The organism is Agromyces sp. NPDC052230 (assembly GCF_040679595.1).
In the GTDB taxonomy this organism is placed as follows: domain Bacteria; phylum Actinomycetota; class Actinomycetes; order Actinomycetales; family Microbacteriaceae; genus Agromyces.
In genome coordinates, this window is sequence record NZ_JBFAVC010000013.1 from 20075 (window position 1) to 34625 (window position 14551).

Consider the following 14551-nt stretch of genomic DNA (forward strand, 5'->3'; position numbering starts at 1 on the left):
CCTGTGGACCGCCTGTTCTCCTGCAGGCAGATGGCTGAGTGTAAAGAATGCTTGACACAGTGTCCATAATCGTTGACACTGAATGTCAAGCATTCTTGACACACTCTCGGCGAAGGAGACTCAGCCATGTCATACGAGGAGAAGGGCACGTGGGTCTTCCTCGTGGTCGCGATCACGGGGTACGGCGTGTACCTCGCCCTCGTGCTGCCGCAACTCGTCGCCGGCACGCCGGTCGAGCGGGTCGACTACGTGGTGCCGATGCTGTGGACCATCGGCGGCGCGATCGTCGCCGCGATCATCGGACGCATCCTGTTCGAGATCGTGAACCCGAGCGAGACGAACACGCCCGACGTGCGGGACAAGGAGATCGACCGGCTCGGCGAACGCGTCGGCAACTCGTTCGTCGTGATCGGCGCCCTCGCGGCGCTCCTGCTCGCGATGCTCCAGGTGCACTGGTTCTGGATCGCGAACGCCGTCTACCTGTGCTTCGTGCTCTCGGCGATCCTGCTCAGCGTCACCAAGCTCGTCGCCTACCGCAAGGGCGTGCCGACGTGGTGAAGCCCACGCGGGTCACGAACGACATCCGCTCGCTCCGCTTCCGGCACGGCGAGATGACGCAGGCCGAGCTGGCCAAGCGCCTGGGCGTCACCCGCCAGACCGTCATCGCCATCGAGCAGGGCCGGTACTCGCCGTCGCTCGAGGTGGCCTTCCAGATCGCGCGGGTGTTCGGGGTCCCGCTCGACGACGTCTTCCAATACCCCGACACCGAATCAGACCAGCAGGGAGCAGCATCATGAGAGTCGCAGCCTACGAACGGTACGGTCCGCCCGAGGTGGTCGCCGTGGCCGAGCGGCCCGAACCCGAGCCCCGAGCGGGGGAGCTGCGCATCCGCGTGCACGCCGCCTCGATCGGCGCGTCCGACAGCGCGGGGCGGTCGGGCACCCCGTGGTTCGCGCGGCTCGCATTCGGGCTCCGCGCACCGAAACGGCCGGTGCTCGGCTCCGACTTCGCCGGCGTCGTGGACGCGATCGGCCCCGGCGTGACGCGCTTCGCCGTCCGCGACCGCGTGTTCGGGGCGACCGGCGTCGACGCCGGTGGGCACGCCGAACTGCTCATCGTCGCCGAGACGGGCGCGATCGTGGCGCTTCCCGCCGCGGTGGACATGACGGATGCCGCGGCCATCTGCGACGGCGGCCTGACCGCGCTGCCCTTCCTCCGTGACGGCGCGCACGTCCGCCCGGGCATGCGGGTGCTCGTCAACGGCGCCTCCGGAAGCGTCGGCGCCGCGGCCGTGCAGCTCGCGAAGCACCTCGGTGCCGAGGTCACGGCGGTCTGCGGGCCGGCCCACGTCGAGCTCGTGCGCTCGCTCGGCGCCGACCGGGTGATCGACTACACCGGCGAGGACTTCACGGCCGAGCGCGACGGCTACGACGTGATCTTCGACGCCGTCGGCAAGAGCACCTTCCGCCGTTGCCGGCGCGCGCTTGCGCCCGGAGGCACCTACCTCACCACCGTGCCGTCCTTCGCGATCATGCTCCAGCAGCTCACGTCGAAGTCGGGCAGCCGGAGGGCGGTCATCATGTTCACGGGTCTCCGGAAGGATGCCGACAAGGTCCCCGATCTCGAGGAGCTCGGCGCGCTCGCGGCATCCGGAACCCTGCGGCCGCCCATCGAGCGCGAGGTGACCCTCGACGACATCGCCGCCGGACACCGCATCGTCGACACCGGCCACAAGGCCGGCAGCGTCGTCGTGCGCATCATCGCCGCCGACACGAAGGCGGTCGCGTCATGAGGGCCGTCGTGCAGCACCATTACGGCGGACCCGAGGTGCTCGCGCTCGCCGAGGTGGCGGCGCCGGTGCCGGCCGACGACGAGGTGCTCATCCGCGTACGCGCCGTGGGCGTGAGCGCGGGGGACGCGCTGATCATGCGCGGCGAGCCACGTGCCGTCCGTCTCGCGTTCGGGCTGCGGCGGCCGAAGCGGCCGACCATCGGGCGGGATGTCGCGGGCGAGGTCGCGGCGGTCGGGGCACGGGTCACCCGCTTCGCCGCGGGTGACGCCGTGTACGCCGAGTCCGACCAGGGCGGGTACGCCGAGTTCGTCGCCGTGCAGGAGGGCTTCGTCGCGGCGCGTCCTTCGAGCATCGACGTGGTGCACGCCGCGGCGGTGCCGGTCTCGGGCACCACGGCGTTGCAGGGCCTCCGGCTCGCGGGCGTCGCCCCCGGCCGGCATGTGCTCGTGAACGGCGCCTCGGGCGGAGTCGGAGGGTTCGCCGTGCAGCTCGCGAAGGCGATGGGCGCCGAGGTCACGGGCGTGTGCCGCGGCTCGAAGGCCGAGCACGTGCGCGCGATCGGCGCCGACCACGTGATCGACCACACCACGCAGGACTTCACGGCCGGCGGCACCCACTACGACGTGATCTTCGACGTCGTCGCCGATCATCCGCTCGGACGCCTGCGCCGCGCACTCACGCCCCGAGGCACGCTCGTGCTCTCGTCGGGGAAGGGCGGGAAGGTGCTCGGCCCGATCGGGCGCATGATCCGCGTCGCGGCAGTTTCCCCCTTCGTGTCGCAACGTCTCGTCACCCTCGCCGCGAGGCGGAGCGGCGACGACCTCGCTGAGCTCGCACGCCGAATCGACGCGGGGGAGGTGCGGCCCGTGGTCGACGAGGTGTTCCCGCTCGAGCGCGCCGCCGACGCGCTCACCCGGTTCGAATCGGGCACCGTGCGGGGAAAGCTCGTGCTCACCGTGTAAGGCCCGGCCGACCGGTGCGACCCGCGACCCGCGACCCGCGACCCGCGAGCCTCACCCGAGCAGCACGGCGCCGTAGGCGAGCGCCGCGACGAGCATCCACGACGCGAGCCCCACGACGAGCGCCCGCCACCCCGTTCGTGCGAGCTCGGCGAAGCGGATGGAGGCGCCGAGCGCGAACAGCGCGGTCGCGAGCAGCGCCGTCTGCACGAGGTCGGTGGCGACCAGTACCGGCTCGGGCAGCGGCACGAACGTGTTGAGCAGCACCGCCGCGAGGAACCCCGCGACGAACAGCGGCACGATCGCGGGGCGTGTTCCGCTCGGCTCGATCGCCCGCCGACGCTCGACGGCGGCGGTGATCGCCACCATCGGCGCGAGCATGAGCACCCGGGTGAGCTTCACCACCACGGCAACGGCGAGCGCCGCAGAGCCCGCGAGCTGCGCCGTCGCGACGACCTGCCCGACGTCGTGCACGCCGGCGCCGACCCAGTGCCCGAACCCGGTCGCCGAGAGGCCGAGCGGATGCCACAGCGCGGGCAGCACCGCGATGGCGAGCGTGCCGCACAGCGTCACGAGGGCGATCGGCACCGCCTGCTCCTCGTCGCGGGCACGCACCGTCGCCGCCATCGCGCCGACCGCGGACGCACCGCAGATCGCGAACCCGCTCGCGACGAGCACGGGCTGGTGTCCGGGCAGGCCCATGGCGCGACCGAGCCCGATCGTGCCGACGAACGTGATGACGACCACCGCGATCGTGGCGAGGATCGACACCCAGCCGAGCTCGGCGATGTCGACGAGGCTGAGCTTCAGCCCGAGCAGCACGATGCCGAGCCGCAGCAGCCGCCGCGCGGCCACGCGGAACCCGGGCGCAAGCCCGCCGGTGAGCCCGGGCCGCAGCGCGGGCACCTGCCCGACGACGATGCCGAGGGCGACCGCAGCGGTGAGAATGGGCACCGCCGGCACGGCGAGGTGCACGAGCCACGAGACGAGGGCCGCGGATGCCGCGACCACGAGTCCGGGCATCCATATCGGCATCGCGGATCGCCTCCCGGCCGCGTCATCCGACCCCGAGTCGCTCGTCACGTCACCCAGCTCGGCGTCCAGAAGTGCAACTGCCGGAACTCGGGCGTCACGGGCATGGCCGTCCAGATCGGGTAGTAGAACGCCGACACGAGCAGCACGAAGCCGAGGAAGATCGCGACGACGGCGACGCCTCGCAGCCGCCGCCACCTCGGGTCGTCGCGGCGACCGAGGATGAGCACGATGACCGCCGTGAGTGCGAGCATCGTGTACGGCTGGAACGCGATCGAGTAGAACTGGAACACCGTGCGGTCGAGGTACATGAGCCACGGCAGGTAACCGGCGGCCAGGCCGAGCAGGATCGCGCCCGTCTGCCACTCGCGGTAGCGCACCAGCCGGTACACGAGGTAGACGGATGCCGCGGCCGCCGCCCACCAGATGAGCGGGTTGCCGATGCCGATGATCGACTCCCAGCACGTGTCGGCGCCGCATCCGCCCGACCCGTCCTCGGTGGCGGAGAAGTACATGTTCGTCGGCTTGAACATGATGAGCCACCAGAGCGGGCTGGACTGCGACGGATGGTCGCCGTGCACGCCGACGTGGTACGTGTACGCCGACTCGTGGTAGTGCCAGAGGCTCTGCAGCGCGTGCGGAACCCAGGAGAGCCATCCGGTCGCCGCGTTGGCCGGGTCATCCGCCCAGCCCCGGTAGTAGCCGCCGTCGGTGATGAGCCAACCGGTCCACGAGGTGACGTAGACGTACACCGCGACCGGCACGAAAAGGAGGAATGTCACGGGCCCCTGCTTGAGTACGGCGGCCGTGAGCCAGAACGGCACGCCCGCCCGCCGCCTCGCGAGGGCGTCGACGACCACGAGGTAGAGGCCGAACGCCGCGAGGAACCACACGCCCGACCACTTCACGGAGCACGCCGCGCCGAACGCGACGCCGGCGGCGACCACCCACGGGCGCGCCCAGATCGCCGGGCCGTAGTGGGGATCCCGCCCGGCGGCCCGGGCTGCGGCGAGCCGCTCCTCGAGACGACGCCGCGCGTCCTCGCGATCGAGCAGCACGAACCAGAATCCGAGCAGGGCGAACAGCATGATCCAGTTGTCGAGGAGGGCCACCCGCGACATCACGATCGCGTTGCCGTCGACCGCGAGGAGGAACGCGGCGATCACCGCGACGACCGTCGACGGCCAGAGCCGCCGGGCCACCATGGCGAGCACGAACACGGCGACGGTGCCCGCGAGCGCCGTGGACGCTCGCCACCAGAACGCGCTGTCGGCGCCGAACGCGGCCATGCCGAGCGCGATCATCCACTTGCCGAGCGGCGGATGCACGACGTACGCCGGGTCGTCCTCGAAGATGCCGGTGTCGCCGCGCGCGAAGTCCTCGTCGGCGCCGTCGGGCCAGTCGGACTCGTACCCGTTCTGGAGGAGCGTCCACGCGTCCTTCACGTAGTAGGTCTCGTCGAAGACGATCGCCTGCGGGTGGCCGAGGTTCCAGAACCGCAGCACGGCGGCGAAGAGCGTGACGAGGATCGGCCCGCCCCAGTACCAGAGGGCGCGGCGCCGGGGCGTCGTGAGCACGCGCGCCCACCAGTCGTCGAGGCGCGTGCCGCGGCGCTCGGCGACGGCGGCGGTGTCAGCACTCGGTTCGGGGGTGTCGTCGTCGACGGATGCCGCGTCCTCGCGCGTCGCGCGCACGTCGGTCGCCCCCGTTTCAGCACCCATGCGCCCCAGCGTAATCGGGCACGCGATGACGGTGCCGCACGGTACGTTCGGCGGCATGACCACGATCGAGCTGACGAGATTCCGAGTACGACCCGACCATGAAGATGCGCTCATCGCGGCGAGGCCCGGAATGCTCGCCGATTTCGCCGCCGACCGCGAGGGGTTCGTCGACGCGCGGCTCGTGCGGCTGCCCGAGGGCGAGTGGCTCGACATCGTCACGTGGGAGCGGCCTGAGCACTTCGCCGCCTCCCGCGAGAAGGGCGCGAACCTGCCGGGCATCGCCGCGTTCTTCGCCGCCATCGATGCGCTCGTCGCCGCCGAGGAGGGAACGCTCGCCGACGCGCCCTGAGCCGCGCTCCTGAGACACTGGGGGCATGATCATCCTCGCCGCGACGCCCATCGGCAACCTCGGCGACGCGTCGGCCCGCCTTCGGGAGGCGCTCGAGCAGGCCTCGGTCGTGGCATCCGAGGACACGCGCGTGACGCAGCGCCTCCTGGCCGGACTCGGCATCGTGAACCGCCCACGGCTGATCGCGCTGCACGAGCACAACGAGCGGAAGGTGGCCGCAGAGCTCGTCGAGCTCGCACGGGACCGCGACCTCCTCGTGCTCAGCGACGCGGGCATGCCGACCGTGTCGGATCCGGGCTTCCCGCTCGTGCAGGAGGCCGTGGCGTCGGGCGTCCAGGTCACCGCGATCCCCGGGCCGTCGGCGGTGATCACGGCGCTCGCCGTCTCGGGCCTGCCGACCGATCGGTTCGCGTTCGAGGGCTTCCTGCCGCGCAAGGCGGGCGAGCGTGCCCGACGGCTCGCCGAACTCGCGGGCGACCGGCGCACGCTCGTGTTCTTCGAGAGCCCCTCGCGGCTCGCAGCGAGCCTCACGGCACTCGCCGACGCATTCGGCGCGGAGCGCCCGGCGGCGGTGTGCCGCGAGCTCACGAAGCTCTACGAGGAGGTGCGCCGCGGCGGCCTCGCCGAGCTCGCCGCCTGGGCCGAAGGCGGCGTGCGCGGCGAGATCTGCATCGTGGTGGGTGGGGCGCCCGAGCAGCACGCGGATGCCGCGGACGCACTCGAACGGGTGCTCGGGCTCGCGGCATCCGGAACCCGTCTGAAGGACGCCGTCGCGCTCGTGGCCGCCGAGAGCGGCCTCGGCAAGCGGGAGCTGTACGAGGCCGCGCTCGCCGCCCGACGGCAGGGCTGACGCCTGGGCTTGGGGAATGCAGGTGTCCGTGGAGCGATCCCTATGCCAGTCGCTTCGATCGATGTGCGGCCCGATCCAGCTTCACGGATCGGAAGAACGCACTCGAGGACGGCAACCAGAGCAGTATCACCGCGACCGACTCCAGAAGGCCGGATGCCACGGAGATGAAGTCGATCGGTGAAGCAAACTGGGCGATCACGCCGAGGCCGAACAGGACGGTGATCCAGATTCGAGCCCAGTTCGCTCCGCGCAGAGCTACGAACGCGAAAGTGACCGAGAGCAGTACGCCTGCAAAGCTCAGTGCGAGCCCGGTGACCACCGTGGCAATCGCGCCAGCAGGAGTGACTTCGAGTTCAGCGCCATGGTGCTCGTAGGGGCCGACCGTATCTGCGATGTATGCGTTCCAGTCGAAGAAGACGAGCGTCGTGCACAGAAGCAGGAACCCCAGGGCCGCAAGGCCGATTTCGAGATACGCCGCGGCCCGAACGGAAACCGGCACGGCACGGGTGAGCCTGAACCGCGAGGGCCGCTGAGGACGTAATAGTGCCCGATCGAATCCCGTGGTCCCAAGGCTTGGCATGCTGAGAGAGTAGCCGGGGTCAGACCGTTCGTGAGCCGAACCACGGTCCGCCGGCGACGCGTGGACGATCTAGGTCAGATTCGATTTCAGGGGAGGAGATCTAGCATCTGCGGCCTTGCCTTCATTGCGTGGATCACCAGTTCGTTCCCACTGTCGAAGACCAGCACGACCGTCTCGTGCAATCGACCTCGGGTGTCGAATCCGAGTCGGAGTTGGCGACCGGGCGAGTCGTCGTCGAGGTCTTCGATCCAGATCGGCCATGACGCTGCCTGTGTCGCGTCCTCGGGGCTGATGCCGTGCTTGAGTGCGGAGTCGTGGACGTTCACGCGGCGTATGCGGCCAGTGCGTCCCGGATGAGCTCCGACCGCGTCTTGTGCTCGCGTGCAGCGTGCGCATCCAGCGCCGCGAGTTCGTCACTGGTCAAACGGAGCGCAACGACCTGCGACGGCTCAGCTCCACGCCCTGGTCGCCCACGTCCGCGCTTCTTCAGCACCTCGATGTCATAGCCGGCCTCGGCTTCAGCGACCCACTCGGAGATCTGCTCCTCGGTGACGGGCACACCGTTGATCGTCTCGCGCTTGCTCATGACAATAGTGTATTACGTAAATGTCTGCGCCAACAGCGGCCGATAGCCCGTTGAGGGATGGGCATTCCCGAGGGGCTCATCGTCCCGCCCGTGTTGGCACTCGCCCGGATGGCCGGCGAGCTGCCGGGGCCGGCGGCGATGCCGGGCGGCACCAGGTACGAGCCGAAGTGGGACGGCTTCAGGCAGGCCATCGTCGTCGACGACACCGGAGTGTCCCTCTGGTCAAGAACCTGTCGGAGTCGTTCCCAGAGCTCGTGTCCACGGCGGCCGCCATGATCCCGGCGGGATGCATCATCGACGGGGAAGCCGTCGTGTGGATCGACGGCCGGCTCAGCTTCGATGCCCTGCAGCAGCGCCTCAGCGTGGGCGCGGACCGCGCGAGACGGCTCGCGCTTGCCCAGCCGGCGTCATACGTCGGACTCGACGTGCTCGCCGTCGCCGGCCGCGATGTTCGGCACCTTCGCTTCGATGAGCGCCGGAGCCTGCTCGAGCAGCTGGCAGCCGAATGGTCACCACCTCTGAACCTGTCGCCCGTCACGGCCGACATCGAGGAGGCCCAGCAGTGGATGGAGACGATGACTGATGCCGGCATCGAGGGCATCATCGCCAAAGGCGCCGACCAGCCCTACGTTGGAGGAGCGAGATCGTGGTGAGTTATCTGCACCATCCGCGTGTTGGTTGTCTCGGGCGGCGCCGCGCGTTGGTAGACCGGTGGTGCGGTTCCTGACCGGCGACCTGCGAGGAGTTCCCGCATGAGCGAACCCACCCCAGAAGACCCCGTACGCCGCGGCCTCCGGTCCGGCGAGATCGAGTTGGAGCGGGTCGGCCAGGTCGTCGTCGGCCCAGGGCCCGACGAACCGTACACGGTGCTCGATGCGGACGGGAACGCCGTGGAGCCCGTGAGCGCGTGGGTGGGTACATGGCCGTCGGTGACCACAGTCCTCGTACGATCCGGTCGTACTGCTACGCGGCGCTCCTGTGGTTCCGTGTCCTGTGGCAGCTTGACGTCGGGTGGGATCGTGCCACCGAGTCGGAGACGTCCGCTCTCGTTGGCTGGCTACGGATCGCGCCGAACCCGCAGCGGCGCCGGAAGCGTGGACTCGCAGCCGCGGTGAATCTCAAGACTGGGAAGCCGATCCTTGGTCTCGGGTACGGCTCGGCGACAATCAACCTGACGCTAGCCGCCGTTCGCGGGTTCTATGACTTCCACGCGCACTGGGCACACGGCCCCGTCGTGAACCCGGTACCGGAGTCGCCATCGCGCCGTCGCGCCCTCGCTCACCGCAGCCCGCTTGAGCCCCGCCACGCCCACCGAAGGGGCGCCTACCGCCAGCGCGCTCAGCGCGTGGCACCCAGGTCGATCCCCGACGCGATGTGGGACCAGTTGTTCGCGCAGATGCCCTCGGACAGGGACCGGGCGCTGGTCGCCTGCTACGTCAGCTCAGGCGCGCGTGCCGAAGAACTACTCGGCGCAACCGTCGAGGACATCGACTGGGCAGGACAGCGCATGTCGGTCATCTCGAAGGGCTCGCGCGAGCGACGGATGGTCCCGTTGTCGCCGGAAGGGCTGTCCTGGCTCGGACGTTACCTGCGCACCTTCGAGGGTCCGGTCGCCGGTCCGCTGTGGAGGACGAGGCGCGGCCCGTCGCGTCCGCTCACGTACAGCGCTACTCGACGTGTGCTCCAGCGCGCGAACGACGCGCTCGGCACCAACTGGACGCTGCATGACCTGCGGCACACGGCGGCAACCAGGATGATCAGCAGTGGTGTGCTGACGCTTCCCGAGGTGCAGGTCGTGCTCGGTCACGCCGACCTCCGGACCACGAGCATCTACACGGTGCCCCGCATCGAGGAGGTCATCGACAAGATGCAGGATTACTACGCCCAGCCCGCCCCACCGCCTCGGAGGTTCGCGCCCGGTTACGCTGATGAGGACGTCGCTATCATCTTCGGCGCGGGCGGGCATTTCCACATTGCCAGCCGGAGATGAGTCGCACTTGCCATTCTCAAGAGTTGGCCGCGCCCGTGATTCAAAGCGGCATCGAGCGCGCGGCCAGGCGGCCTGCGCCGTTGTGAGATCACCTCACCTCGCCAAGCGGGGCGCGAGCTCAGTCATCATGGCCTGGCTCTGAGAACTCACCCATGGCCCGGGCGCGTCTTACCGCATCGGTGCGTGAGCTCGCGCCGAGCTTCGCGAAGATGTGAGTGTTGTGACGCTTCACCGTCCCAATCGTGATGGAAAGCCGTTGGCTGATTGCATGATTGGAGAGGCCCTCGCCGATCAGCCTCAGCACTTCACGCTCCCGCATGGAGAGCACTGACCCCGAGAGTGGAGGCGTCTTGGTGCGTGTAGAGCTCGCAGCGGCAGTGATTCGGCGGACGGTGTCGATCAGTTCTGCGGAGGTGGTCGATTTCGAGATGAATGCGCTCGCGCCCGCGGCGAGCAGGTGGCTGGCGAGGACTCGATCTCGGTGCATGGTGACGATGACAATGCGGGTTTGCGGCGACTCGGCAAGCACACGCGTGATCGTCGAGAGGACCGGAGCGCCGGGCATCTCCACGTCAAGAAGCAGCACGTCGGGGCGCGCGGCGATGGTCGTAGCAAGTGCTCTGTTGCCGTCGGATGCCTCGCCGACGACCTCGATGCCGGTGGCGGCGGCGAGCATCGCTCTCATCCCGTCACGGAAGAGATCGTGGTCGTCGGCGATGACGGCGCGGATCGGAGAGGTGTTGATCATGTGTGGCGTGGTGTGACGAATGGGAGAGTGAGTCTGAGCCCGGTGGCACCCGTGGCGTTCAGGAAGTCCACTGTCGCGCCGATGAGCGCAGCTCGCTCAGCGATGCCGCGAAGGCCGAGCGAGGTGACCTGTAGCTTCCCCTCGTCGTAACCGTCGCCGTCGTCGGTCACCATGATTTCCACCCTCGCCGGGGACCATTCGAGGCGCACGGCGACGGCTGTCGCGTTCACAGCGTGCGTGCGAGCATTCCGGGTTGCCTCCATTACGATCGTGAAAATCTCCTCGCGAGCGACCGGCGTAAGCGGGCGGGTCACACCGGTTTCAACGGCGTGCACTGGCAGCACGCCACTGCCGCCTGTTGCGTAGGCGTACTCGTCGATCGCTTCAAGCAGCGCACGATCGCCGACAAGGGAGCGGAGGTCGAGCGCGAGATCTTGAGTGTCCGCGAGCGCGTGGCGAAGGATCCGCATGGCGGCGGTGACCGACGCGTCCGGCCTCGTTGTGTTTGCTACCTCGAGGCGCTGGAGTCCCGCAGCGATTCCGTGGGCTATGCGGTCGTGGAGTTCGCGAGAGATCCGCTGTCTCGTCTCGTACTGGGACTGCTGCAGTCGCCCGCGGAGTACCTCGACGTAGGCGATAGCACCGGGTGGGAAGCGTCGCCAGATGGCGTGATGGAGCGCGTGGGCGACATCGAGTTCTCGACCCACGTTCCCGTCGGCGGTTACCTGCGCGACGAGCAACGGCAGCGCGACGGAGAACAGTATCTCGGCGGCCATCAGTGGTTCGGCGGGATCCACATCCATGGCGGCTGAGCGCTCACCGTGAGTACTGAGGTCAGGAAGGTCGTGGTACTCGACGGAAACCGTCGGATGCTTGATAGACCCTTCGACCGCAGCGAGCGCTTCGTCGAGGATGGACCGCACATGGAACTCGAGACCTCCATCCACTGATTCCGCATTGGCACGCGTGCTGCCACGAGCGACCAGTTGAGCTCTCAGCTCCTCGAGGACTTCATCATGCACGGTCCGACTTTCCGTTGGTCGTGTCTTTTCGATCACACGCGTTCTCCTCCGCATTTCGGACAACGGTATCGACACCACGCCGCGGCGGTAACTTCAGACCGCTCCAGATCCGGAGAATGCCACCTTTGTCGCATTCGTCGGATTCCTCGAGGGCGGATGCACCGTCCGGGGAGGAATGTGACTAAGGGGGTATCGATGAGCCGGACCACCCCCTGTTAGCTATTGACGCGGCCAGAACTACCGGGCCCGAATCGCACGAAGGAGTTGCAGATGAAACGGATGGATCGGGAACGGCGGAAGCTGCTCATTGGGGGACTGATTCTCTCGGTGGCGGCATTGGGAATTGGCGCCGCACTCCCTGCCGCGGCGGCGGCGGGAGCAGCAGACCAGCCTGGGTTCACACCGGCCGAGGAAGTCGGGGAAGCGTGGGACCAGCTCGCTGCTCCCGCTAACGCAAGAGCGATGAACCCCTACATCCTTCCTGAAGGGGTGACCCTTCCGTCCAGTCCTCCGAGCTTCCTTGAAACCCCGGGCTCACTCACTGAGGACGGAGCCCTCCAGATGGTCGCCGCGTACTACTACGTGTGTGCTTGGGAAGACAATCTTGCGGGTTCCATCCGTACAGGCGACGTCCCGGCAGCGGACAACGCTCGGGAGCGTCTCGGAAACGCGACCGCTCTTCCCGAAGTCGAGCGTCTCGTGCAGGACCTGGCGGAGTGGGACGCGGCAATCCAAAGCCGGCTCCACGACGCCGACGCGCTCGAAGCCGATGTCGCGAACTGCACCTACTACCTCGAAGGGAACCAGAAGTGACCAACGCGATGAAGGAACTCGATACCGATGCCACCCGTCCCGAGGTTCAGCGAGGAACGGGCATTCGCACCCGACGAACCAAGACGATCGTCGGCGCGCTCGTCCTGACCATGGGGCTCCTCGGAGTCGGCGCCCAAGCGGCATCCGCCGCCAGCTCCGGATTCACCCACTACATGCCCGGATCGAACGTGCTGTACTGGTTTTCCCCCGTCTACAACCATTCCGCCGGCGGATCGATCAGTATTCAAACGAACGACATCCCGACCTGCGGTGCCTCGACGAACGTGGGACTCTGGAGTCCGCAGACCGGCAATCAGTTCACCAACTCGCTCACCTTCGTCAACGACAGCAGCTCCGGCACCTTCGTCAACTCGGCGAGCGGTTCCACCTACATCGCGCCGCTGGGCTTCAGCATGGATGCGCGGCGCGGTGGTGCATGCAACCCGTCGAGTAGCACAGACCCCATAGTCCGATTCCAGGGAACCCTGAACTACTAGGAGCAGGAGCGACATGAAGCGCGTCATCACTGGAATCCTCCTGGGCGGAATGCTGATCGGTGCAACCGGATGCGCTGCCTCCAGCGAACCGAGCGAACCTGCAGAGACCGCCGCGGCACCAACAGCCGTGCCGGCCTCGGAGGACGGCGACACCGGATTGTGCCACTCGGTATCTGTGGCGCTCACAGTGCTCGAGGATGCGCAGGGGGCGTATGCAGACGCCACACTCGACAGGGACAGTTTCAACGTCGTCGCTGCGAGCGTCGCGAAGAGCTTCGAGCTTCTTCGCACCATGCATGACGACGCGGACCTGCTTCAGGAGGCAGAAGCTCTCGGCTCCGCAGTGGGCGATCTCGCCACCGCCGAAGGGGAACCGGCCTTCGGTGACACATCGGATCTCGGACAGAGGCGTTCAGCTCTTGCCGCGGGCTGCGACCAAGTCGACGCACCCTTGAGTATCTATCAGTGATGCACCGCCGCAGAGAACCCCAGCCCACGCATTCGTGGGGGCTGGGGTTTTCTGTATCGGCGGTTGGTGATCCTGGCACCTGCGTAGGACACCCTTCGACCGCGCGACCCATCCAGGGAGAGCGGGCAAGCGGAGGGCCCCGCCGATCGGGAGGAGCATCAACTGTGCAAACGATTCAAGCTGCACTCACGTCGCTCCTGTGGCCGGATGCCTCGCGGCGCGCTGAAGTTCAACGTTGGCGTGACGATCGGAGTTGTTTATGCGAGGTAAATCGACCACGCGACGAAGGCGATCACTGCGAGTAGCAGAACGCCGAGCACGTAAGCTGCACGTCCGATTCGGCGCCGGCTTACGCTGCCCGGTTGGAACGATGAACGCGAGAGCTTATCGAGGTTCGGTGCGATCGCCTGGTACGGGGGCTCCTCGGCGGAAGACGGAACGTCGCTGTGGTCTTCCCTGTCCATTCCATAATGCTACGCATGTCCGGGACGATCCCCCGGCAATTCTGCGCGGACTCAGATCTTGGAACCTTCTCGGCGCTGCCGGACATTCCCCTATTGAGCCACATTGGGGGGGCCCTTCACGAGAGTTCGTCTAGGACCTCGCGTCGACAATGAAGTTGAAAGGGTTGGCACATGAAGAACGCCACGCTGCAGCGACGAATGCTGCGGAACATCGTCATCTTGACCGCCTCGATCGGAGCCCTGATCGTGGGCGCTGGTTACGCGCCTGCGGTTGCGTCGCAGCCGGATCCGGACGATGCGGCTCGCATCGCTGAGAGCGAGCTCGATTCGTTCCGATCCGCGAATCCAGAACCAACGCCGCCGGCGCAGAGCGCCTCGCAGGCGGAGTGGAACGTGTACTGGACGGACATGTATCGATGGTGGAAGCAGGTTCCGTGGGATGCCGTTGCTGAGCAGTGGGGCTGCAAGGCGGGCACGACCGAGGTGGAGCTGATCGAAGCGGCAGATGGCGCGGTCACCGCTCAGTACAGTGGCTTTGCAAAGTGCGATCGCAAGACGGACCAGGCCACCAGTGGTCGAGTCGGGAGGGTCGGCCCCCGGTCTGGTTGACGCTCGGGGTTTGCAGTGATTAGGCCGCTTCTGCGGTCACGTAGATCATCTCAAACTCGACGGGGGTGAG

At 67.9% G+C, this 14551-nt stretch carries 19 protein-coding genes; 12 read left to right on the top strand and 7 right to left on the bottom strand.

Annotation, left to right across the window (positions count from 1 at the left end; translation table 11 throughout):
• The first annotated feature begins 126 nt into the window (after positions 1-126).
• The 4 genes from AB0K73_RS20360 to AB0K73_RS20375 are packed head-to-tail and all read left to right on the top strand — an operon-like array spanning position 127 to position 2754.
• Positions 127-558: a hypothetical protein gene (locus AB0K73_RS20360; protein WP_360519331.1), complete on the top strand. Its 432-nt coding sequence runs from the start codon at positions 127-129 to the stop codon at positions 556-558.
• Entirely contained in the window at positions 552-797 is a 246-nt protein-coding gene (locus tag AB0K73_RS20365) for a helix-turn-helix transcriptional regulator (protein ID WP_360519328.1), read from the top strand. The genes AB0K73_RS20360 and AB0K73_RS20365 overlap by 7 nt, the downstream gene beginning before the upstream one ends.
• Positions 794-1792, top strand: a complete 999-nt coding sequence (locus tag AB0K73_RS20370) for an NAD(P)-dependent alcohol dehydrogenase (protein WP_360519325.1) — start codon at positions 794-796, stop codon at positions 1790-1792. Before AB0K73_RS20365 ends, AB0K73_RS20370 begins: the two co-directional genes overlap by 4 nt.
• Positions 1789-2754, top strand: coding sequence for an NAD(P)-dependent alcohol dehydrogenase (locus AB0K73_RS20375; RefSeq protein WP_360519322.1), 966 nt, complete (start codon positions 1789-1791; stop codon positions 2752-2754). The genes AB0K73_RS20370 and AB0K73_RS20375 overlap by 4 nt, the downstream gene beginning before the upstream one ends.
• Before the next feature lie 51 nt (positions 2755-2805).
• Here AB0K73_RS20375 and AB0K73_RS20380 read toward each other — a convergent pair whose 3' ends face one another.
• A complete protein-coding gene (locus AB0K73_RS20380; protein WP_360519319.1) occupies positions 2806-3786 on the bottom strand; it encodes a putative sulfate exporter family transporter in 981 nt (326 codons plus the stop codon).
• A 44-nt stretch (positions 3787-3830) separates the two neighbouring features.
• Positions 3831-5504, bottom strand: coding sequence for a phospholipid carrier-dependent glycosyltransferase (locus AB0K73_RS20385; protein WP_360519316.1), 1674 nt, complete (start codon positions 5502-5504; stop codon positions 3831-3833).
• A gap of 55 nt (positions 5505-5559) precedes the next feature.
• Between AB0K73_RS20385 and AB0K73_RS20390 the strand changes: the two genes are divergently transcribed.
• Positions 5560-5853, top strand: coding sequence for an antibiotic biosynthesis monooxygenase (locus AB0K73_RS20390; protein WP_360519313.1), 294 nt, complete (start codon positions 5560-5562; stop codon positions 5851-5853).
• A 25-nt stretch (positions 5854-5878) separates the two neighbouring features.
• Positions 5879-6703 (top strand): 16S rRNA (cytidine(1402)-2'-O)-methyltransferase, encoded by an 825-nt coding sequence (rsmI, locus tag AB0K73_RS20395; RefSeq protein WP_360519310.1) that lies wholly within the window; start codon positions 5879-5881, stop codon positions 6701-6703.
• A gap of 40 nt (positions 6704-6743) precedes the next feature.
• Here rsmI and AB0K73_RS20400 read toward each other — a convergent pair whose 3' ends face one another.
• The 3 genes from AB0K73_RS20400 to AB0K73_RS20410 form a co-directional block, all read right to left on the bottom strand.
• Positions 6744-7202 carry a hypothetical protein gene (locus AB0K73_RS20400; protein ID WP_360519307.1) on the bottom strand — a complete coding sequence of 153 codons (459 nt, stop codon included), beginning with the start codon at positions 7200-7202 and terminating at the stop codon, positions 6744-6746.
• Between the two features lie 167 nt (positions 7203-7369).
• Complete coding sequence (locus AB0K73_RS20405; protein WP_360519304.1) at positions 7370-7609, bottom strand: toxin; 240 nt, start codon at positions 7607-7609, stop codon at positions 7370-7372.
• Positions 7606-7869: a ribbon-helix-helix domain-containing protein gene (locus tag AB0K73_RS20410; RefSeq protein ID WP_360519301.1), complete on the bottom strand. Its 264-nt coding sequence runs from the start codon at positions 7867-7869 to the stop codon at positions 7606-7608. Before AB0K73_RS20410 ends, AB0K73_RS20405 begins: the two co-directional genes overlap by 4 nt.
• Before the next feature lie 20 nt (positions 7870-7889).
• Here AB0K73_RS20410 and AB0K73_RS20415 point away from each other — a divergent pair, with 20 nt between their 5' ends.
• Both AB0K73_RS20415 and AB0K73_RS20420 read left to right on the top strand, forming a co-directional pair.
• Entirely contained in the window at positions 7890-8522 is a 633-nt protein-coding gene (locus tag AB0K73_RS20415; RefSeq protein WP_360519298.1) for a hypothetical protein, read from the top strand.
• Positions 8523-9253: 731 nt separating this feature from the next.
• Positions 9254-9859 (top strand): site-specific integrase, encoded by a 606-nt coding sequence (locus tag AB0K73_RS20420; RefSeq protein ID WP_360519295.1) that lies wholly within the window; start codon positions 9254-9256, stop codon positions 9857-9859.
• 118 nt (positions 9860-9977) lie between these two features.
• Here the strand turns inward: AB0K73_RS20420 and AB0K73_RS20425 are convergent, their stop codons facing one another.
• Positions 9978-10607, bottom strand: coding sequence for a response regulator transcription factor (locus AB0K73_RS20425; protein WP_360519292.1), 630 nt, complete (start codon positions 10605-10607; stop codon positions 9978-9980).
• Complete coding sequence (locus AB0K73_RS20430; RefSeq protein WP_360519289.1) at positions 10604-11629, bottom strand: ATP-binding protein; 1026 nt, start codon at positions 11627-11629, stop codon at positions 10604-10606. The genes AB0K73_RS20425 and AB0K73_RS20430 overlap by 4 nt, the downstream gene beginning before the upstream one ends.
• Positions 11630-11899: 270 nt before the next feature.
• Here AB0K73_RS20430 and AB0K73_RS20435 point away from each other — a divergent pair, with 270 nt between their 5' ends.
• The 4 genes from AB0K73_RS20435 to AB0K73_RS20450 all read left to right on the top strand — a co-directional run bounded on the left by AB0K73_RS20435 (position 11900) and on the right by AB0K73_RS20450 (position 14481).
• Positions 11900-12442, top strand: coding sequence for a hypothetical protein (locus AB0K73_RS20435; protein WP_360519286.1), 543 nt, complete (start codon positions 11900-11902; stop codon positions 12440-12442).
• Complete coding sequence (locus tag AB0K73_RS20440; protein ID WP_360519283.1) at positions 12439-12939, top strand: hypothetical protein; 501 nt, start codon at positions 12439-12441, stop codon at positions 12937-12939. The genes AB0K73_RS20435 and AB0K73_RS20440 overlap by 4 nt, the downstream gene beginning before the upstream one ends.
• Positions 12940-12952: 13 nt before the next feature.
• A complete protein-coding gene (locus AB0K73_RS20445; RefSeq protein ID WP_360519280.1) occupies positions 12953-13408 on the top strand; it encodes a hypothetical protein in 456 nt (151 codons plus the stop codon).
• Positions 13409-14043: 635 nt separating this feature from the next.
• Positions 14044-14481: a hypothetical protein gene (locus tag AB0K73_RS20450; protein WP_360519277.1), complete on the top strand. Its 438-nt coding sequence runs from the start codon at positions 14044-14046 to the stop codon at positions 14479-14481.
• The last annotated feature ends 70 nt before the right edge of the window (positions 14482-14551 follow it).